The sequence below is a fragment of the Enterobacter sp. CPE_E863 genome (assembly GCF_046521465.1).
Classification (GTDB): Bacteria; Pseudomonadota; Gammaproteobacteria; order Enterobacterales; family Enterobacteriaceae; genus Enterobacter; species Enterobacter adelaidei.
Genome location: NZ_JBKFZX010000001.1, coordinates 94,312 through 115,094, shown reverse-complemented (window position 1 = coordinate 115,094; position 20,783 = coordinate 94,312). Strand labels below are relative to the sequence as shown.

The following is a 20,783-nucleotide window of genomic DNA, read 5'->3' as shown; positions in this document are numbered from 1 at the left end:
TCCCTGCGACTAGTTGCTGCTGCGCTCGTCCTTTCGCGCACGACCTAATAAGGTCAATGCTGCCTCGCGCGCATTTTTTCCGCAATACAATACCTGATAAATTTCCTCGGTTATTGGCATTTCAACGCCAAACCGATGGGCAAGTTCGCGAACTTCTTTGGTATTGCGGTAACCTTCAACCACCTGACCAATCTTCTCCTGCGCGCCTTTTACATCGCTGCCCTGTCCGAGCATCATGCCAAAGCGGCGGTTACGCGACTGGTTGTCGGTACAGGTCAGCACCAGGTCGCCCAGACCTGCCATCCCCATAAAGGTCGCCGGATCGGCACCCAGTGCCGCTCCCAGACGGGACATTTCTGTCAAACCACGGGTGATCAACGCCGTACGTGCGTTGGCACCAAAACCAATGCCGTCTGACATCCCGGCACCAATCGCAATCACGTTCTTCACCGCACCGCCCAGCTGCACGCCGATAAAATCAGGGTTGCTGTAGACGCGGAAGCTCTTGCCGCAGTGCAGCAGCTGTTGAAGATCGTCGGAGAAGGCCTGATCGGTTGAAGCCAGCGAAATCGCTGTTGGTAGGCCAGCAGCCAGCTCTTTAGCAAAGGTCGGGCCGGAGATGACCGCCAGCGGGATCTCATCACCCAGCACTTCGCGGGCAACGTCCTGCAGCAGACGCCCGGTTTCGGCTTCCAGTCCTTTCGTCGCCCATACAATACGTGCATCCGGACGCATCAGCGGCTTGATCTGGCGCAGCACTTCGCCAAAGACATGGCTTGGCACCACAATCAGAATGTTGCGGCTGGCTGCCAGTGCGGTCGCAAGATCGCTTTCCAGGTGCAGGGTGTCTGGGAACGGAACGTCAGGGAGAAACGCCACGTTGCAGCGGTCATGTTGCAACGTCGCGATATGTTTTGGATCGTGGCCCCACAGGACCACATCGTGACCATTTCTTGCCAGTGTGATGGCAAGAGCGGTGCCGTATGAGCCGGCACCGATCACAGTCATTGACGCATTAACAGTGCTCATCAGGCATCCTGATGTTGTTCAGCACCTTCGCCAGCTTGCTGCTGCAGATAGTTCATGAACAGCGCATCAAAGTTTACTGGCGCAAGGTTCAGTTGCGGGAATGTACCGCGAGAAACCAGGCTGGTGATGCATTCACGCGCATACGGGAACAGGATGTTCGGGCAGTATGCACCCAGGCAATGCGCCATCTGGTTGCCTTCAATGCCGCCGATGGAGAAGATGCCGCCCTGCTGTACTTCACACAGGAAAGCCGTTTCTTCGCCCAGAGAAGCGGTAACAGTCACACGCAGTACGACTTCATACACATCATCCGCCAGTTGGGTGGATGCAGTATCCAGATCAAGTTTAACCTCTGGCTGCCAATCTTTCTGGAAAACGTGTGGCGCATTTGGCGCTTCGAAAGAGACATCCTTGGTGTAGATGCGCTGGATCTGGAAAGTCATTTCGGTGTTGTTTTGTTCTGACATGGAAAAACCCTTTTTAATTGTCCTAAAGTCTCTTAGCGCAGCAGGGGATCGAGTCCACCACGTGCGTCGAGCGCATACAAGTCATCACAGCCGCCAATGTGCTGCGCATCAATAAAAATCTGCGGAACCGTCGTGCGACCACTACGTTGAATCATCTCTTCGCGTTTTGTCGCGTCACCGTCGATTGGCAATTCCTGGAACGTGACGCCTTTGCTGTTAAGCAGTGCTTTCGCACGATGGCAGAACGGACAGGTTGCTTTGGTGTAGATCTCAATATTGGCCATCACTGAACTCCTTATTTACCGCGAACCAAAGGAAGATTTTCCCCGCTCCAGCCGGAAATACCTTCTTTCAGTACCGTTACGTTTTCGAAACCTGCTTTGTGCAGTGCGTTAGCCGATTCCTGCGCCTGCATGCCAGTACCATCCACGACGATAATTGGCTGGGCTTTATGCTTTTCCAGCTCACCAACGTTGTTCGCTTTGATTTCAGCAGGCAGCAAGTTGATAGAACCTGCGATGTGGCCTTTGCGGAAATCATCACGCTGACGGAGATCGACAACTACAGCGTCTTCTTTGTTGATCAGGCGCGTGGCTTCACCACGGGTGATCACCTTAATTTTAGACGTCAGCCCTTTAAAGGTAGTGAACAGCACAGCGGCCAGCAGGCCAATCCACGCGATGCTCAGAACCGGGTGGCGGCTAACAAATTGCATAATTTCTTGCATGGGGGGTAACAACTCCCGACTAAGTGATTAAAAAAACCAGGACAGGAGTATACCTGTGCGTTGTGGCAAATACAGCCAGCGACATTAAGCTAATCCATTTTCTGCGGCATGCCACGAAAAAAAAGCCTCAAAATGACCAGAGAAGCGCCTTACCCCTACGCATTCTTTGATCTTCTGCGGCTATTTGATCGATTCAGCTGTAGTAAAATTACGCAAATTTTTCGTCTCTTGAGCATGAGGTTGTCGCAATGTCGGTTTCTAAAAAACCTATGGTACTGGTGATTCTGGATGGCTATGGCTACCGTGAAGATCAACAGGATAACGCCATTTTCAACGCCAAAACCCCGGTCATGGATGCAATGTGGGCAAAACGTCCCCATACCCTGATTGACGCATCCGGCCTGGAAGTCGGTCTGCCGGATCGCCAGATGGGTAACTCCGAAGTGGGTCACGTGAACCTGGGCGCGGGCCGTATCGTGTATCAGGATCTGACCCGCCTGGACGTTGAAATCAAAGAACGTACCTTCTTCTCCAACCCTGTTCTGTCTGGCGCGGTAGATAAAGCCGTGGCTGCAGGCAAAGCCGTTCACATCATGGGCCTGCTCTCTGCTGGCGGCGTTCACAGCCACGAAGATCACATCATGGCGATGGTTGAACTGGCCGCTGAGCGCGGTGCGGAAAAAATCTATCTGCACGCTTTCCTGGACGGTCGCGATACGCCACCACGCAGCGCAAAAGGCTCTCTGCAAGCCTTCGAAGAGAAATTCGCCGCGCTGGGTAAAGGCCGCGTAGCGTCCATCATTGGTCGTTACTATGCCATGGACCGCGACAACCGCTGGGATCGCGTTGAACAGGCCTATGACCTGATGACCCTGGCAAAAGGTGAATTCCAGTTCGCCACCGCCGTTGAAGCCCTGGAAGCGGCTTATGCACGTGATGAAAACGACGAATTCGTGAAAGCGACCGTCATTCGTGCTGAAGGCCAGGCTGATGCCGCCATGGAAGATGGCGACGCGCTGATCTTCATGAACTTCCGTGCTGACCGCGCGCGTGAAATCACCCGTGCGTTCGTTAACAGCGATTTCGACGGTTTTGCCCGTAAGAAAGTGGTCAACCTCGATTTCATCCAGCTGACTGAATACGCTGCAGACATCAAAGCCCCATGCGCATATCCACCAGCCTCGCTGGCCAATACTTTTGGTGAGTGGATGGCGAAGAACGATAAAACGCAGCTGCGTATTTCCGAAACTGAAAAATACGCACACGTGACCTTCTTCTTCAACGGCGGTGTGGAAGAGCCGTTCAAAGGCGAAGACCGTATTCTGATCAACTCGCCGAAAGTGGCCACCTACGATCTGCAGCCAGAAATGAGCTCTGCGGAACTGACCGAAAAACTGGTTGCGGCCATCGAGAGCGGCAAGTACGACACCATCATCTGTAACTACCCAAATGGCGATATGGTTGGCCATACCGGGGTCATGGAAGCGGCGGTAAAAGCAGTTGAAGCGCTGGATCACTGTGTTGATCAGGTCGCGAAAGCCGTTGAATCTGTTGGTGGTCAGCTCCTGATCACCGCTGACCACGGTAACGCTGAACAGATGCGCGACCCGGCTACCGGCCAGGCGCACACCGCCCATACCAACCTGCCTGTTCCACTGATTTATGTCGGTGATAAAGCCCTGAAAGCAGTGGAAGGCGGCAAGCTTTCTGACATCGCGCCAACCATGTTGTCGCTGATGGGTATGCCGATCCCTGAAGAGATGACTGGTAAGCCGCTGTTCATCGTGGAATAATCGCTCCCCATGAGGGGAAAGGCGATTTTTTCAATCACATGGGTCGTGAAGCCGCTTAGGTTATCAGTCAGACCTCTGTTTTACGCCAGCGCACTCAGCGCTGGCGTATTGCTGTGCGCCGCATCCGCCCACGCGGATGACCGCGACCAGCTCAAATCTATTCAGGCCGATATCGCCGCCAAAGAGCGTGCGGTACGTCAGCAACAACAGCAACGCTCCGCACTGCTCGCCCAGCTTAAACAGCAGGAAGAGGCGATCTCCGCCGCCACGCGTAAACTCCGTGAAACACAAAACACCCTCGCCCAGTTGAATAAACAGATCGACGAGATGAACGCGTCGATTGCCAAACTGGAACGTCAGCGTGATGCGCAGGAACGCAACCTTGCCGCACAGCTTGATGCCGCATTCCGCCAGGGTGAGCACACCGGCCTTCAGTTGATCCTCAGCGGAGAAGAGAGCCAGCGTGGTCAGCGCCTGCAGGCTTACTTTGGCTACCTGAACCAGGCGCGTCAAGAGACTATCGCGCAGCTGAAACAGACGCGCGAAGAGGTCACCACGCAAAAAGCCGAGCTGGAAGAAAAGCAGAGCCAGCAGCAGACGCTGCTCTACGATCAGCAGGCCCAGCAGGCAAAACTCGAGCAGGCACGTAACGAGCGTAAGAAAACGCTTTCTGGCCTTGAGTCCTCCATTCAGGAAGGGCAGAGCCAGTTGAGCGAAATGCGTGCCAACGAATCAAAACTGCGCAACAGCATCGCCCGTGCGGAAGCCGCGGCGAAAGCACGCGCCGACAAAGAGGCCCGCGAGGCGCAGGCCGTTCGCGACAAACAGCAGGAAGCATCCCGCAAAGGGACAACCTACAAACCAAGCGAAAGCGAACGTTCCCTAATGTCGCGAACCGGTGGTTTGGGCTCTCCTCGCGGCCAGGCGTACTGGCCCGTACGCGGTTCAATTCTGCATCGTTATGGCGAACAGTTGCAGGGTGAGCTACGTTGGAAAGGGATAGTTATCGGTGCGTCTGAAGGTAGCGAAGTGAAAGCCATTGCCGATGGCCGCGTGATTCTGGCCGACTGGCTACAGGGTTACGGGCTGGTAGTGGTGGTCGAACACGGTAAAGGTGATATGAGTCTTTACGGCTACAACCAGAGCGCACTGGTCAGCGTCGGCACGCAGGTGCGCGCCGGCCAACCCATCGCCCTTGTGGGCAGCAGTGGCGGTCAGGGCCGCCCGTCACTCTATTTCGAAATTCGTCGCCAGGGTCAGGCGGTCAATCCACAGCCGTGGTTGGGAAGATAAGTTTTGCTTCAATTTCGTCGAATTGTTTTCTCCGTCGCCAGCGCACTGGCGCTGGCTGCACCGGTATACGCCGGTAAACTCGCCATTGTGATTGATGACTTCGGTTATCGTCCGCAAACTGAAAACCAGGTGCTGGCCATGCCGTCAGCCATCTCTGTTGCCGTCCTGCCCAATGCGCCGCACGCGCGCGAAATGGCGACCAAAGCCCATAACAGTGGACATCAGGTTCTCATCCATCTGCCGATGGCACCGCTCAGCAAGCAGCCACTGGAAAAAGATACCCTGCGCCCGGATATGAGCAGCGATGAGATCGAGCGCATCATCCGCGACGCATACAACAAAGTGCCGTATGCCGTAGGGCTGAACAACCACATGGGCAGCGCGATGACATCGAGCCTGTATGGGATGCTCAAGGTGATGCAGGCGCTGGAGCGCTACAACCTCTACTTCCTCGATAGCATGACGATTGGCAACAGCCAGGCGATGCGCGCCGCTCAGGGAACAGGTGTGAAGGTGATTAAGCGTAAAGTGTTCCTGGATGATACGCAAAACGAAGCGGACATTCGCGTGCAGTTCAATCGTGCCGTGCAGCTGGCCCGACGCAATGGCTCAGCTATTGCTATCGGTCACCCGCATCCGTCTACCGTCCGTGTTCTGCAACAGATGCTGCCGACATTACCGTCTGACATCACGCTGGTACGCCCGAGCGACCTGCTGAATGAACCGCAGGTGGACACCTCTACACCGAATTCGGCCCTGCCCGCTCCGACAGCTCCACGTAATCCGTTCCGCGGCGTGAAGAGTTGCAAACCAAAACAGCCGCCAGCGCCGGTCTACGCGACCCGCTTCTTCTCGGTGATTGGCGAAAGCATTGGAGAAAGCACGCTGGTGAAATACGTTCAGCAGCAATGGCAGGGATGGGGTAAGAAATCCGGTAATGGTGCCAACTTACTGATTTAGTGTATGATGGTGTTTTTGAGGTGCTCCAGTGGCTTCTGTTTCTATCAGCTGTCCCTCCTGTTCAGCTACTGAAGGCGTGGTGCGTAACGGTAAAAGTACTGCCGGACATCAGCGCTATCTCTGCTCACTGCCGTAAAACATGGCAGCTACAGTTCACTTACACCGCTTCTCAACCCGGTACGCATCAGAAAATCATTGATATGGCCATGAATGGCGTCGGATGTCGCGCCAGTGCACGCATTATGGGCGTTGGCCTCAACACGATTTTACGACACTTAAAAACTCAGGCCGCAGTCGGTAAACTCACGCATACAACCGGGCAGTGACGTCATTGTTTGCGCGGAAATGGACGAACAGTGGGGTTACGTCGGCGCTAAATCACGCCAGCGCTGGTTGTTTTACGCGTATGACAGGATACGGAGGACGGTTGTGGCGCACGTATTCGGTGAACGCACGTTGGCCACGCTGGAGCGTCTTCTGGGCCCTGTCGGCGGCTTTTGAGGTCGTGGTATGGATGACGGATGGCTGGCCGCTGTATGAATCACGCCTGAAGGGAGAACTGCACGTTATCAGCAAGCGATATACGCAGCGCATTGAGCGGCATAACCTGAATCTGAGGCAGCATCTGGCAAGGCTGGGCAGGAAGTCACTGTCGTTCTCAAAATCGGTGGAGCTGCATGACAAAGTCATCGGGCATTATCTGAACATAAAACACTATCAGTAAGTTGGAGTCATTACCAGAAATCCTGATAACAAAAAGCCACCTGTAAGGGTGGCTTTTTGTCATTACAGACGGAAGGTATCGTCGAGGATCTGGCTGTACAGCGTCGGCTTACCGTTATCCGCAGTACGATACTGTTCCTTGTGGGAGAGTTTATAGATACCCACAGGATCGCGATTCAGTATCTCTACTGCCGCAGCATCAGGTGCGGCAGAGATAAACTGGCGAATCAAAAAGCGATTATTTCCCGTCACCGGCTGTGCGTTCATGAGCTCGCGAAACTGAGGATAACGTTCGCGTGCATACAAGAAGCTGTAATCAATTAAGAAATATTCGAGCAGGATATCGTGATGTTGCCAGTAGCGATAAAGGATATCCCTGACCAGTTTCACCAGGGTATTGCCCTTTTGTGAGGCAAGAAAATAAGCCGTCCAGAATCCCTGGCTTGTCGCATTTTCACCCGAGTCAAAACGCAGCGATGAGAAGCTATTTTCATAGAAAGACTCAGGCACGGCTTTCGTTATAAAGACGGTGGCATCCATCCAGATCCCACCGTACTGATACAGTAAAGAGCAGCGAACAATATCGGAATACTGCGCTTTGCTGATGAGCCCGGCCTGATACTTGGCTTTAATGTGATCCGGTAATGAGAGGTAGTCAGGAATATTGTCATCCGTCAGGATGACAACCTGAGCGTCTGGCGTATTTCGTTGCACGGATTCGATACAACGTTTAACCAGCTCTGGCGCGCTTTCCAGCCCCTGAAACCAGCAGACCCAGATGATGCGCGACTGTGCAGGTTCAGTGTTACTCGCGGATTCCGGCTGAATTTTCAGCGCATCAATAACGTCAAACAGCGTCTCTTTCTTCTTCTGCTCAAAGTGCTCAGCCGCACGCTGGAAAAGAGATAAACCGGTTTTCTTGTGCCAGCGCCGTGTTTTTTTGATGAGTTTATTGGTTAGATTGAGATTCATCATTCCGCCCTTATGCGCCCTTGAACATCTCTTTTAATGTCCGGCGCAGCAGTTTCATTCTCAGCTTGGCATCTTTTTTACGCCCGCGTAATAAACAGTTCATGCGAGAAGATTTAAAGCCACGGAAAGACATCAGCTGGAACAGGTTGTTGCTTTTGGTTTCATCGGACATATGCTCACGATATTTAAAATAGAGCTTCCGATAAGCATTATATTTTTTAATTTGCGAGGTAATTCGGTTACTGCCGTGCTCAGCATCCACCATGGCAGTGCTAAAACTGTATTTAATACCAGAACCATATTTCAGGATTAATTTAATCCAGACATCGCGATCCTGCTGTTGTTTAATCTCAGGGGAAAAACCACCCACACCAGACAGTTTCTCTTTTGTTGTTAGTACCTGATTACCCACCACGTTTTCACAGAGGATATCCTGTAAACCAATTATTCTTTTATCGTTGGTATCTGGATAGGTGCGGTGAGTTTTGTCCAGTCGGGCAGGCGTATCCGTGACAAAGGCATAGTTTTCATCGTAGCGCGAAACCAGCTTTGATAAACGCTCAGGGAGGAAATAGTCGTCGTCATCCAGACCGGTGACAAACACGCCGTGCGAGAGTGCGTAACCCCGGTTGCGGCTGAAATTGGAACCGCTGTTCTTCTCATTACGTTCGTAGGTGAAATGCACGAAGCGCGCCTCACACTCCGCGCGCATACGCTCAATAAGTTGCGCGGTTTTTTCATTAGAACAGTCATCAACAATAACCAGTTCTACCGCAGGATATGTCTGAGCGATAACTGAACGAATTGCGCGTTCCAGCAACTCCTCTCTGTTGTAAGTAGTGATGATTACTGAAATCAGTTCGTTCATGGCGGGCTCGTCTGGTAAAAGATATTTCTCCATCGGGAGAATACCTTTTTCCCGATGGAGAATCAAAATGATTACTTAATGACCGTTCGATGTTTGTTTTGTTCCAGGAAAACGATCGACATTATAAGTGTCAGCATCCAGGCTACAGGTGTTGTTTTAGAATAGAACATTACGCCGCCCACTCCAAACATAACTATCGAAACGAGGAAAGCGAAAAGAATAATACTTTTACGTTTACACAGTGCATACCAGCCAAGCGATATTACAAACAGGATATAAAGAATAACGCCAGAAGGGCCTTTTACAGAGAGTGTTTCAACAATTTCATTATGAAGATGACCACGGATGTGATCCAGCGCGCCTGACAGGCTTGGATCTTTATTAACTTCTTCGACAATCTTTACGTTTCGCTCATCAGTAGACTGCCATAAATAATTATTTTTAGACGCCGCTAATCCCACCTTCCACATAGCGAAACGTGCACCAACAGACGTGGCACTGTTCGCTTTATCATAGGAAACGATGTCGCTATTAAAGTCATGATAACGCTGAATCAGGCTGTCCTTCATCATAAATGCGCCAGCCAACAATGCAATCAGGAAAACAGAAACCCCTTTCCACGGGATATGCTTTTCCTTGTACAGCTTCACCACCAGCAAACCGAAGAAAATAATCGGATAGGTCAGAATGGCGGCACGCGTTTCTGTCGCCACCAGTACCAGGAAGGTAATAAAAAAGTGCCCAAGGATAAACAGCTCTTTCCATCTGCTTGAACTGTGTTGTAGCACCAGAATCGTGTAGAACGAGATAAATGCAATGGTATAAGCAGCCCCTGTCGCATCCGCACCACCAGCAAGGGAGAGCGTTACCCTTTGGTTTTCAAGAAACAGATGTTGGTACCCGGCGTAGGCAACGATCATCAATTGCAATGCGATGACCAGTAACATATGGATCTTATTGCAGCCTACTTTGAGCTGATTACGGTTTACAAACACAAAAATGGAGAAAGCCCCAAACAGGCAGATTTTCCCGACTTCCAGGTAAGCGCGATACGAGTTGATCGCTTCGCTATCAACCTTATACATCCGGTACCAGATCAGATCGCAAACCCCGATGATCAGCAGAACCAGACAAAGCCAGAATGCATCATTCTTTCTGAAGTTTTTAATATCCAACAAGAAAATCACTAATGCGGTTATACCCGCCAGCCCCAAAATTTTCGCGGATAAATTAGGTGAAACCACGACGCAACCAAAAGCAAGCGCGCACAGTCCGAAGAGTAATTGCAACAATGCAAACTGGACCTTATCTCGTTCTACATTAATCATCATCATTCCATTTACTAAAAGTAAAGCAGGCTAGCACACCGCTAAAAACAAGTTTATCGCACCAGTGTTAACGAATATTACGCCAGTCATAGGACTTCCCGGTTGTGTCCAGCACGGTAACATCCTTATTGTAACCCGCAAGCCAGGACTGTACCGTCTGAACAGGCTCTCCCTGACGGTGGATCCCAAGCCACAGTTCAGCAAGCGTATTAACGTCATCAGCAGACCAAACGGTATTGTAATCTCCGGTATACTTTTTATCCGAATCAACCTGTTGTCCATACCAGATAAACGCCGGGATATGCAGAGCTTCTCGCGGAGGATTAACGTTGCCGTGAGAGTAAGCCACAGCGCGCTTCGGATCGCGAATCAGGCCATGATCGGAGAAATACATGACCGAAGAGCGCGAGTTTTCCAGCAAGCTAAACACCTTGCCCATCAACTTATCCGTATAGCGCACCGAGTTGTCATAACAATCATCGGCTTCATTATCACCGTGTAACACCGCCTCACTGGCCGGGAAACGTCGACAGGAAGGCTCATGGCTCCCATATAAATGCAGGACGACCAGTTTTTTGCCCGGTGTTTTAAGCGCATTCTGCAACAGAGGCAGGAGGTCTTCATCGTAGCCGCCGTCAATCCATTCATGCTGTCTGGTGTTCATGGCAATTCCGGTGATGACGTTGTTATGCGCCCCACCCTTGCCCTGACGACTAAACCAGTAAGTATCATATCCCGCCTTATTCGCGATATTGATGACATTATCGCCATATTTTTTCGGATCGCGCGCATTCACGGCATCAGCGGTCAACGCCAGTGGCACGGCCATAATTGTAACCGGTGCTGGCGTCACAGCATTACGGAACAGTAAAAGCTGCGATTTTTGCTTCTCCAGCTCCGGTGTAGTATCTCGTTGATAACCATAGATACCCATATTTGCCGTACGCTCGGACTCGCCAATGATCAGCACATAATTTTCGATGCCGGTTTCGGTTAGCGCGATCTTATAATCAGGGATGTTGTTACCGATGTTGGCGACTACTGCATTATCTTCAATCGCCTGCATGAAAACTTTTGCCGTGCTAACAGGCGTCGCCTGAACCACACGCTGCGCCAGACTTTCAACACTGCTTTTCCGGAGCTGGTGCTGTAACGCCTGACCATAAAAAGACAGCAGCGTGACGACAAGTACGATGGCTGGCCAGCGACGAAAACGCGGTGCGACAGGCCACATGCCGGTATTGGCGGTATAAATAAATAATGCAGACAGGGCAATAAAGGTCAGACAATCGCGCCAGTACAAGCCGAGCATCGAACTTGCTTCACCTGGTGTCGTGTTGAGTACGCTCAGGGCAAACCCATAGCTAAACGCTGAATTGAAATTATTCCATGCGTATAACTGTAAAGTAATATCTGCCGCAACCGGAATTAATAAAATAATCGCCAGTACATTTCTGATTAATTTATTGTTTAAACATTTCAGTGTCAGCAATATCAGTGTAAAAACCAGCGTACGGTTAATCACCGCATTATATTTGGCATGGATAATATTAACGCCAATGACTATTAGCAGAGAAATCACTACCGTTAAAAAAGCGGCAAGCCGTGGAGGGGTGTTAACCAACTTCTGCGAAAACAATGTGGACATAATAGCCTGATTAGCCTGGCAAAATCTTTCCTGACGTAATCATTATGACTGCAAGAATGAACGCGCGGAGAAGACCCTGTGGAGAAAAATTCGCCAGAAGTTAACAAGTAACCCCTGGAAAGTCAAACCGCTAAAAAGTGTAAGGGCACCCGTAAAAACGGGTGCCTGAGAGCAGGTTAATCCCAGCTCAGGATAACTTTCCCGGACTGGCCTGAACGCATTGCGTCAAAGCCCTGCTGGAATTCATCAATGGAGAAACGATGAGTGATAATTGGCGACAGATCCAGGCCAGACTGGATCAGTGCAGCCATCTTGTACCAGGTCTCAAACATCTCACGGCCATAGATGCCTTTGATGAACAGTCCTTTGAAGATAACCTTGTTCCAGTCGATAGACATGTCTGACGGTGGAATACCCAGCATGGCAATACGACCACCGTGGTTCATGGTATCCAGCATGGTGCGAAACGCCGGTGGCGCGCCGGACATCTCCAGGCCTACGTCGAAGCCTTCGGTCATGCCCAGCTCTTCCATTACGTCGCTCAGGCTCTCTTTAGAGACATCTACCGCGCGGGTCACGCCCATTTTGCGTGCCAGTGACAGACGGTATTCATTCACGTCGGTAATCACGACATTTCGCGCACCAACGTGCTTCGCCACCGCTGCCGCCATAATCCCGATTGGGCCTGCGCCGGAAACCAGCACATCTTCACCGACCAGGTCGAAGGAGAGCGCCGTGTGCACCGCGTTGCCGAACGGGTCGAAGATGGAGGCCAGATCGTCAGAGATATTATCCGGGATTTTGAACGCGTTAAACGCCGGGATCACCAGGTATTCCGCGAAGCAGCCCGGACGGTTTACGCCCACGCCAATGGTATTACGACACAGGTGCGTACGCCCACCGCGGCAGTTACGGCAGTGACCGCAGGTAATATGGCCTTCACCGGAGACGCGGTCGCCAATTTTGAAGCCTTTTACTTCCTGGCCGATACCCACCACTTCGCCGACATATTCGTGACCCACCACCATCGGTACCGGAATGGTTTTCTGCGACCACTGGTCCCAGTTGTAGATGTGAACGTCAGTACCGCAGATAGCCGTTTTACGAATTTTGATCAGCAGATCGTTATGACCGACTTCCGGCTCCGGCACGTCGGTCATCCAAATCCCTTCTTCCGCTTTCAGTTTGGATAACGCTTTCATCACACGTCCTCAGGCAATTACGCCCAGCTGTTTTCCGATGCGGGTAAAGGCTTCCACCGCACGTTCAATTTGTTCAGGCGTATGCGCCGCAGACATCTGGGTGCGGATACGCGCCTGACCTTTTGGCACCACCGGGAAGAAGAACCCGGTGACGTAAATCCCTTCTTTTTGCAGTTCGCGGGCAAAGTTTTGTGCGACTACCGCATCACCCAGCATGACCGGGATGATGGCGTGGTCAGCACCGGCCAGGGTAAAGCCTGCGGCACTCATTTTTTCACGGAACAGACGGGCGTTGGACCACAGACGGTCACGCAGCGCCGCCCCAGACTCCACCATCTCCAGCACTTTGATAGAGGCAGAAACAATGGCTGGTGCCAGGGAGTTAGAGAACAGGTACGGACGGGAGCGTTGACGCAGCCACTCAACCACCTCTTTACGCGCAGCGGTATAGCCACCAGACGCACCGCCCAGTGCTTTACCGAGCGTACCGGTGATGATGTCCACACGCCCCATCACGTCACAGTATTCGTGGGAACCACGACCATTCTCGCCGACAAAACCGACCGCGTGAGAGTCATCAACCATCACCAGCGCATCGTATTTATCCGCCAGATCGCACACGCCTTTCAGGTTGGCAATCACGCCGTCCATGGAGAACACGCCGTCGGTGGCGATCAGCACGTGGCGAGCGCCCGCTTCACGCGCTTCTTTCAGGCGCGCTTCCAGCTCAACCATGTCGTTGTTGGCGTAACGGAAACGCTTCGCTTTGCACAGACGAACGCCGTCAATAATGGAAGCATGGTTCAGTGCGTCGGAGATAATCGCATCTTCTGCGCCGAGCAGGGTCTCGAACAGACCGCCGTTGGCGTCGAAGCAGGAGGAGTACAGAATGGCGTCTTCCATTCCGAGGAAACTCGCCAGCTTTTTCTCAAGCTGCTTATGGCTGTCCTGGGTACCGCAGATAAAGCGGACGGAAGCCATGCCGAAACCGTGGGTGTCCATGCCGTTTTTCGCAGCGGCAATCAGCTCAGGGTGATTCGCAAGACCTAAGTAGTTGTTCGCACAAAAGTTGATCACATGGCTGCCATCGGCAACGGTGATGTCCGCCTGCTGAGCAGACGTGATAATACGCTCTTCCTTGAACAACCCTTCTGCACGTGCAGTTTCGAGGTCGCTATTTAACTGTTTGTAAAAATCACCACGCATTGCAATTCTCCAGACTCGGCAAATTTCGGGACATATTACCCAAACCTATAGTTCATGACGAGATGACACATTATCTCTTCTCGTTTTTGCAGCATAAATCACGTGTACCCTTGCGCTATGTCGGTGAATGGCTGAAGGGCAGCCATACTAATGATATGATAAGCACATTAGCGTCCGGGATTGTCCCCGGCCCCCACACTTCAAAGGTACAGTTATGATCATCGTTACCGGCGGCGCAGGCTTTATCGGCAGCAATATTGTTAAGGCTCTCAACGACAAAGGCATCACCGACATCCTGGTGGTTGACAACCTGAAAGATGGCACCAAGTTCGTCAACCTGGTGGATCTGAACATCGCTGACTATATGGATAAAGAAGACTTCCTTATCCAGATTATGGCAGGTGAAGAGTTCGGCGAAATCGAAGCTATCTTCCACGAGGGTGCGTGCTCTTCCACCACCGAGTGGGACGGCAAGTACATGATGGACAACAACTATCAGTACTCTAAAGAGATCCTTCACTACTGCCTGGAGCGTGAAATTCCGTTCCTGTATGCCTCTTCTGCAGCAACCTACGGCGGTCGCACGTCAGACTTCATCGAATCCCGCGAATATGAACAGCCGCTGAACGTCTACGGTTACTCTAAGTTCCTGTTCGACGAATACGTGCGTCAGGTTCTGCCTGAAGCGAACTCCCAGATTGTGGGCTTCCGCTACTTCAACGTCTACGGGCCGCGCGAAGGGCACAAAGGCAGCATGGCGAGCGTGGCTTTCCACCTGAACACCCAGTTGAATAACGGCGAAAGTCCGAAACTGTTTGAAGGCAGCGACGGCTTCAAGCGTGACTTCGTCTACGTAGGCGACGTTGCCGCAGTGAATCTGTGGTTCTGGGAAAACGGCGTGTCTGGCATCTTTAACCTGGGTACGGGCCGTGCGGAATCCTTCCAGGCTGTTGCAGACGCGACCCTGGCGTACCACAAAAAAGGCAGCATTGAGTACATTCCGTTCCCGGATAAACTGAAAGGCCGCTATCAGGCGTTCACTCAGGCTGATCTGACCAACCTGCGCGCAGCAGGTTATGACAAGCCGTTCAAGACCGTTGCGGAAGGCGTAACGGAATATATGGCCTGGCTGAACCGCGACGCGTAAGAAACAAGCATGAAGATACTGGTGATCGGCCCGTCATGGGTGGGCGACATGATGATGTCGCAAAGTCTCTATCGCACGCTCAAGGCGCGCTATCCCCAGGCGATAATCGACGTGATGGCACCTGCATGGTGCCGTCCGTTGTTATCGCGTATGCCGGAAGTTAACGAGGCGATCCCAATGCCGCTCGGCCACGGGGCGCTGGAAATCGGCGAACGCCGCAAGCTCGGCCACAGCCTGCGCGAGAAGCGTTACGATCGCGCTTACGTGCTGCCCAACTCCTTCAAATCTGCCCTGGTACCTTTCTTTGCAGGCGTGCCTCATCGTACAGGCTGGCGCGGTGAAATGCGTTACGGTCTGCTGAACGACGCCCGCGTGCTGGATAAAGAGGCCTGGCCGCTGATGGTAGAGCGCTATGTCGCGCTGGCCTACGACAAAGGCGTGATGCGCAGCGCGAAAGATCTGCCGCAGCCGCTGCTGTGGCCGCAGTTGCAGGTTAACGATGGCGAAAAATCTCAGACCTGTAACGCATTTGGCATTTCGGCCGAACGTACGATGATCGGCTTCTGCCCTGGCGCAGAGTTCGGCCCGGCAAAACGCTGGCCGCACTATCACTATGCGGAGCTGGCAAAACAGCTGATTGACGAAGGCTACCAGATTGTCCTGTTCGGTTCGGCAAAAGATCACGACGCCGGTAACGAAATCCTTGCCACGCTGAGCACAGAACAGCAGGCCTGGTGCCGCAACCTGGCCGGGGAAACCCAGCTGGAGCAAGCGGTTATTCTGATTGCCGCCTGTAAAGCCGTGGTCACTAATGATTCCGGTCTGATGCACGTCGCCGCGGCGCTAAATCGCCCATTGGTTGCGCTGTATGGCCCAAGCAGCCCGGACTTTACCCCGCCGCTGTCCCACAAAGCGCGTGTCATTCGCCTGATCACCGGCTACCACAAAGTGCGTAAAGGCGATGCGGCGGAAGGCTATCACCAGAGCCTGATCGACATTACGCCAGAGCGCGTGCTGGAAGAGCTTAACGAACTGCTGTTGAGCGAAGAAGGATAACGGATGCGGGTATTGATCGTTAAAACCTCTTCGATGGGCGATGTTCTGCATACGCTGCCGTCGCTGACGGATGCCATGCAGGCCATTCCCGGCATTCGTTTTGACTGGGTGGTGGAAGAAGGCTTCGCGCAGATCCCCACCTGGCATGAAGCGGTCGACCGTGTGATCCCGGTGGCTATCCGCCGCTGGCGTAAGGCGTGGTTCTCGGCACCGATTAAAGCCGAACGCAAAGCGTTTCGTGATGCGGTGCAGGCCCAGCAGTACGATGCCATTATCGACGCGCAAGGGCTGGTCAAAAGCGCTGCGCTGGTAACACGACTGGCACACGGCGTAAAGCACGGCATGGACTGGCACAGCGCCCGTGAACCGCTGGCGAGCCTGTTCTATAACCGTCGCCACGCTATCGCAAAGCAGCAGCACGCGGTGGAACGCACCCGTGAACTGTTTGCCAAAAGCCTGGGCTATACAAAACCTGAAGTGCAGGGTGATTACGCCATTTCACAGCATTTTCTTCACAATTCACGGCAAAATAGTTCCCCTTATCTCATTTTCCTCCATGCCACTACCCGGGATGACAAACACTGGCCGGAAACCCACTGGCGTGAGCTGATTGGTTTACTGGGCACAGCAGGTTTGCGCATCAAACTGCCGTGGGGGGCACCGCATGAAGAAGCGCGCGCCAGACGCCTGGCGGAAGGATTTGATTATGTGGACGTCTTGCCACGCATGAAGCTCGACGGCGTGGCACAAGAGCTGGCGGGTGCTACGGCAGTGGTATCGGTTGATACTGGCCTGAGCCACCTGACGGCCGCGCTGGATAGACCTAATATTACGCTTTACGGCCCAACGGACCCGGGTCTTATCGGCGGCTACGGAAAAAATCAACATATCTGCCGCCCGGAACATTCATCGCAGCTGAGCGACCTTAGTGCCGCTGCGGTATTTGCACAATTAGAGCCTTTGCTGGCAGCAGAGAGAGCCTATGTCTGATTTTTTCTCAGCGGAGCGCCCACCGAAGCGCGTGCTGATCATTAAGCTGCGTCACCACGGTGACGTGCTGCTTACCTCACCGGTCTTTACCGTACTGAAAAAGAACTGGCCAAACGTTGAAGTCGACGCGCTGGTCTACGACGACACGCAGGCGATGTTGACCAGCCATCCGCATATCGATCAGGTACATACCATTGGTCGCAACTGGCGCAAAAAGGGCTGGTTCGAGCAATTCCGTCTGTATCGCGCCCTGGTCAATACGCTGAAAGGGCGTCAGTACGATGTGCTGATTAACCTGACCGAACACTGGCACGGCGCGCGTCTGGCGCGTCGACTGAAGCCACGCGTCTCCGTCGGCTTTAAGCCGGATAAACGCGGTGGGCTGGCACGTCGTCGCTGGGTGAAATCCTTCACCACGCTCTACCCGGCGATTCAGGACAACAGCCGTCATATGGTGGAAGTGAACCTGGACGCCCTGCGCCGGATTGGGATCCACCCGCAGTCTGCTGAAGACAAACATACCCTGTTTGTACCGGGCGATGCGGCGGAAACCTCCGTCGCTGAGAAACTGGCCGGGTTTGGCCTGGAGAGCAAATCCTACATTCTGGTGCACCCAACGTCGCGCTGGATGTTTAAAGCCTGGGATATCAAAAAGCTGGCGGCAACCATCGATAACCTGGCGGCTCGCGGCCTGCCGATTATCCTCTCAGCCGCGCCGTCGAAAGAAGAAACCGCGTATATGGATGAGCTGCGCGCTGCGCTTACCCAGCCGGTGTTTGATTTGAGCGGACAGCTGAACCTGAAAGAGCTCGGCGCCCTGATGAAACACGCGCGTATCTACTTCGGCGTTGACTCTATGCCGATGCACCTCGCGAGTGCCGTGGGGACCCCAACCGTGGCTATCTTTGGCCCAACCGGGGCAATCAAGTGGGCACCGTGGGGGGTGAATTATCGTGTGATCACCGCCGGATTTACCTGCCAGCCTTGCGGCAAAGCGGGTTGCGGTGACGGTGGCGTTTCCGACTGCATCACCGCCATTACCCCGCAACAGGTGCTGAGCGCCATTGATACCCTGCTGCTGGAATATCCGGCATGAAACTGGCGATCGTCCGACAGACCTACAACCCCAACGGCGGTGCGGAGCGTTTCGTTTCCCGCGCCTTAAACGTGCTGGCCCAGGATACCACCCTGGATGTCACGTTGATTGCCCGCCAGTGGGAAGATGCGTCAGGCTGGAAAACGCTGACGGTAAATCCGCCGTTTCGTAACCGTATCGCCCGTGAATCTGGGTTTGCGGTGGAAGCGGCCTCGCATTTTGCTCAGTTCGATATTGTGCAAAGTCATGAGCGTATTCCCGGGGCAACTATTTTCCGCGCAGGCGACGGCGTACACGCCACCTGGCTTGAACAGTATGGCCGCATTCTGTCGCCGCTGGCGCGCTGGGCGCAGTCATTCAGCCGTTACCACCGCTATATTTTGCAGGCTGAAGCGCAGATGTTTACCCATCCGCAACTGCGCAAGGTGATCTGTAACTCAAAGATGGTACGCGATGACATCGCCCGCCGCTTCGCGCTGACGGATGACAGACTGACCGTTATCTACAATGGCGTGGATACGGCGCATTTCAGCCCGAATGTCCGCTCGTTATCGCAGCGTACTGCGCTCGGCATCCCGGAGGATGCGCCAGTGCTGGCGTATGTCGGGTCTGGCTTTAGCCGTAAAGGCGTGGCCACCGCGCTACGGGCCATCGTGCCTCATCCTGACGTTTGGCTACTGATTGCCGGACGAGATAAACACGCGCGCAAATTCGAAAAGCTGGCACAGACGCTGGGGGTTTCTTCGCGGGTGAAGTTCCTGGGGCCGGTTGCGGATGTGCGGGAAGTTTACGGCACGGCGGACGCGCTGATCCTGCCGACGCTCTACGATCCGTTCCCGAATGTCTGCGTGGAAGCGCTGGCCTGCGGTCTGCCGCTGCTCACCAGCCACGGCTGCGGCGCGGCAGAGTGGATAACTGAAGGACAGAACGGCTGGGTGCGTGATGCGCTGGACAGTGAAGGCTACCAGCAGGCTATCGCCCAGTGGCTGAAAGGCCGTGACCAGGGCGTTGATTATTCAGCGACGGCGCGCGCAACAGCTGAACCCTACACCCTGGACAGAATGGCAAAAGAGCTACAGGCGCTTTATCGCGATCTGCTGCGCTGAGCCGCTTCAGAGAAGACTTTCTCCATCGCGTCCAGCATACATTCGCGAGTAAAGTGGGTGCTCAGGTAATCATAACCCTGCTGCGCCAGCTTCTCGCGAAGGGATGCGTCGTCATACAGCTTAACGATGGCATCGTGCAGCGCATTTTCATCACGCTGTGCGACCAGAATCCCCGTCTGGCCATCAATCACCGCATCACCCGTCCCGCCGGCATCGGTCGCGATGGTGGCAATGCGAGAGGCCAGCGATTGCAGGACGCCCTGGGGTACACCTTCCATATCGTGCGAAGGGCTCAGCGCAATATCAAACGCCGGGAACCAGCTCTCCGGATCGCTTTGATGCCCCGCCATCACTACACGCTGCTGTAATCCCAACGCGACAATTTCCTGTTCCAGCGTCGCTTTATGCGGACCTTCACCGACGATCGCCAGCTTAATCTGCGGATTGTCGATTTTCGCCAGGGCGCGCAGCAGTACGCTATGGCCTTTGTTCGGACGCAGATGCGACACCACACCCAGCCAGAAATCCTCCTGCGACAAACCACAATGCGCACGGGCTTCGTGCTTATCTCCCGGGCGGAAACGCTGCGTATCCACACCGCTCGGCACCGACGTACTCTGGGACATCGGGACACCAATATTCGCCACCTGATGACGCAGCGCTTCGCCAGTCGTGACGATATGCGCACAGGCTTTACGGAACAGCCAGCGCGTCGTCCAGTTGTTACGCGGTACACCTGAAGCATGGCGGGTACGGACCAGTGGCACAGGATTAGAGAGCGTCAGATTCGCCAGTGCCACCAGCCAGGTATCCGCCGAGTTATGGCTATTGATGACATCAATAGACTGGCGGTTATCCTTCAGCCAGCGGCGCAGCAACTGCAGGTTTTTAAGGTTCTTACGTTTCAACGGCATCGTGACAACCGTCAACCCAGCATCACGCGCCAGCGTATGCAGCGGTGCAGTTTCCGGGCAAAGAAGGGTCACCTGATGGCCACGCTGAATCATCCCGAGCGATTCGTTAATAATGCGCAGAGGCTGTCCGCCTTTGCCGCCGTCTGCTTCAGTGTGAACAATATGCATACATTTCCTGTTAAGAATCTCGCCAGCATGACGCTAATTTGCCGCCTGAGGGGATCTTTGTCCCTCCAGGCATATGTTTTTAGTATCCAC

19 protein-coding genes and 1 pseudogene are annotated in these 20,783 nt (G+C 53.5%); 9 read left to right on the top strand and 11 right to left on the bottom strand.

The window, feature by feature from the left end:
- Positions 1–9: 9 nt before the first annotated feature.
- Genes gpsA through ACLHV8_RS00585 form a run of 4 tightly spaced genes read right to left on the bottom strand, consistent with a single transcriptional unit; the run spans position 10 to position 2,223 of the window.
- A complete protein-coding gene (gpsA, locus tag ACLHV8_RS00600; protein ID WP_208595311.1) occupies positions 10–1,029 on the bottom strand; it encodes an NAD(P)H-dependent glycerol-3-phosphate dehydrogenase in 1,020 nt (339 codons plus the stop codon).
- On the bottom strand, positions 1,029–1,496 hold the full coding sequence (gene secB, locus ACLHV8_RS00595; protein ID WP_003860835.1) for a protein-export chaperone SecB: 468 nt from the start codon (positions 1,494–1,496) through the stop codon (positions 1,029–1,031). The genes gpsA and secB overlap by 1 nt, the downstream gene beginning before the upstream one ends.
- A gap of 32 nt (positions 1,497–1,528) precedes the next feature.
- Complete coding sequence (gene grxC, locus ACLHV8_RS00590; RefSeq protein WP_014068373.1) at positions 1,529–1,780, bottom strand: glutaredoxin 3; 252 nt, start codon at positions 1,778–1,780, stop codon at positions 1,529–1,531.
- Between the two features lie 11 nt (positions 1,781–1,791).
- A complete protein-coding gene (locus ACLHV8_RS00585; RefSeq protein WP_028017878.1) occupies positions 1,792–2,223 on the bottom strand; it encodes a rhodanese-like domain-containing protein in 432 nt (143 codons plus the stop codon).
- A 248-nt stretch (positions 2,224–2,471) separates the two neighbouring features.
- Here ACLHV8_RS00585 and gpmM point away from each other — a divergent pair, with 248 nt between their 5' ends.
- The 4 genes and pseudogenes from gpmM (at position 2,472) to ACLHV8_RS00565 (ending at position 6,993) form a co-directional block, all read left to right on the top strand.
- Positions 2,472–4,016, top strand: a complete 1,545-nt coding sequence (gene gpmM / locus ACLHV8_RS00580) for a 2,3-bisphosphoglycerate-independent phosphoglycerate mutase (RefSeq protein ID WP_208595312.1) — start codon at positions 2,472–2,474, stop codon at positions 4,014–4,016.
- Between the two features lie 33 nt (positions 4,017–4,049).
- Positions 4,050–5,309, top strand: a complete 1,260-nt coding sequence (envC, locus tag ACLHV8_RS00575) for a murein hydrolase activator EnvC (RefSeq protein ID WP_240739585.1) — start codon at positions 4,050–4,052, stop codon at positions 5,307–5,309.
- Between the two features lie 3 nt (positions 5,310–5,312).
- Positions 5,313–6,269 (top strand): divergent polysaccharide deacetylase family protein, encoded by a 957-nt coding sequence (locus tag ACLHV8_RS00570; protein WP_208595313.1) that lies wholly within the window; start codon positions 5,313–5,315, stop codon positions 6,267–6,269.
- Positions 6,270–6,297: 28 nt separating this feature from the next.
- A pseudogene (locus ACLHV8_RS00565) lies at positions 6,298–6,993 on the top strand (IS1 family transposase).
- Positions 6,994–7,055: 62 nt separating this feature from the next.
- On the opposite strand, the gene ACLHV8_RS00560 reads toward ACLHV8_RS00565, so the two are convergent.
- From ACLHV8_RS00560 to kbl, 6 genes are all read right to left on the bottom strand, one after another.
- Entirely contained in the window at positions 7,056–7,967 is a 912-nt protein-coding gene (locus ACLHV8_RS00560) for a capsular polysaccharide synthesis protein (RefSeq protein WP_247171584.1), read from the bottom strand.
- A 7-nt stretch (positions 7,968–7,974) separates the two neighbouring features.
- Complete coding sequence (locus tag ACLHV8_RS00555; protein WP_049006978.1) at positions 7,975–8,832, bottom strand: glycosyltransferase; 858 nt, start codon at positions 8,830–8,832, stop codon at positions 7,975–7,977.
- A gap of 71 nt (positions 8,833–8,903) precedes the next feature.
- On the bottom strand, positions 8,904–10,166 hold the full coding sequence (locus tag ACLHV8_RS00550; protein WP_323673950.1) for an O-antigen ligase family protein: 1,263 nt from the start codon (positions 10,164–10,166) through the stop codon (positions 8,904–8,906).
- A gap of 61 nt (positions 10,167–10,227) precedes the next feature.
- Positions 10,228–11,808 carry a phosphoethanolamine transferase gene (locus tag ACLHV8_RS00545; RefSeq protein ID WP_208595149.1) on the bottom strand — a complete coding sequence of 527 codons (1,581 nt, stop codon included), beginning with the start codon at positions 11,806–11,808 and terminating at the stop codon, positions 10,228–10,230.
- A 176-nt stretch (positions 11,809–11,984) separates the two neighbouring features.
- Positions 11,985–13,010 (bottom strand): L-threonine 3-dehydrogenase, encoded by a 1,026-nt coding sequence (tdh, locus tag ACLHV8_RS00540; RefSeq protein ID WP_028017870.1) that lies wholly within the window; start codon positions 13,008–13,010, stop codon positions 11,985–11,987.
- A gap of 9 nt (positions 13,011–13,019) precedes the next feature.
- Positions 13,020–14,216: a glycine C-acetyltransferase gene (gene kbl / locus ACLHV8_RS00535; RefSeq protein WP_128348858.1), complete on the bottom strand. Its 1,197-nt coding sequence runs from the start codon at positions 14,214–14,216 to the stop codon at positions 13,020–13,022.
- 214 nt (positions 14,217–14,430) lie between these two features.
- On the opposite strand from kbl, the gene rfaD reads away from it, so the two are divergent.
- Genes rfaD through ACLHV8_RS00510 form a run of 5 tightly spaced genes read left to right on the top strand, consistent with a single transcriptional unit; the run spans position 14,431 to position 19,611 of the window.
- Entirely contained in the window at positions 14,431–15,363 is a 933-nt protein-coding gene (gene rfaD / locus ACLHV8_RS00530; protein ID WP_008502707.1) for an ADP-glyceromanno-heptose 6-epimerase, read from the top strand.
- Positions 15,364–15,372: 9 nt separating this feature from the next.
- A complete protein-coding gene (rfaF, locus tag ACLHV8_RS00525; protein ID WP_208595150.1) occupies positions 15,373–16,419 on the top strand; it encodes an ADP-heptose--LPS heptosyltransferase RfaF in 1,047 nt (348 codons plus the stop codon).
- 3 nt (positions 16,420–16,422) lie between these two features.
- The gene (gene rfaC, locus ACLHV8_RS00520) at positions 16,423–17,409 is read left to right on the top strand and encodes a lipopolysaccharide heptosyltransferase RfaC (RefSeq protein ID WP_208595151.1); all 987 of its coding nucleotides are present in this window, start codon (positions 16,423–16,425) and stop codon (positions 17,407–17,409) included.
- Positions 17,402–18,505 carry a putative lipopolysaccharide heptosyltransferase III gene (gene rfaQ / locus ACLHV8_RS00515; RefSeq protein WP_208595152.1) on the top strand — a complete coding sequence of 368 codons (1,104 nt, stop codon included), beginning with the start codon at positions 17,402–17,404 and terminating at the stop codon, positions 18,503–18,505. The genes rfaC and rfaQ overlap by 8 nt, the downstream gene beginning before the upstream one ends.
- Complete coding sequence (locus ACLHV8_RS00510; protein ID WP_208595153.1) at positions 18,502–19,611, top strand: glycosyltransferase family 4 protein; 1,110 nt, start codon at positions 18,502–18,504, stop codon at positions 19,609–19,611. Before rfaQ ends, ACLHV8_RS00510 begins: the two co-directional genes overlap by 4 nt.
- On the opposite strand, the gene ACLHV8_RS00505 is transcribed toward ACLHV8_RS00510, so the two are convergent.
- Positions 19,590–20,693, bottom strand: coding sequence for a glycosyltransferase family 4 protein (locus ACLHV8_RS00505; RefSeq protein ID WP_049006988.1), 1,104 nt, complete (start codon positions 20,691–20,693; stop codon positions 19,590–19,592). The two genes, ACLHV8_RS00510 and ACLHV8_RS00505, sit on opposite strands and share 22 nt — an antisense overlap.
- Positions 20,694–20,783: the final 90 nt, after the last annotated feature.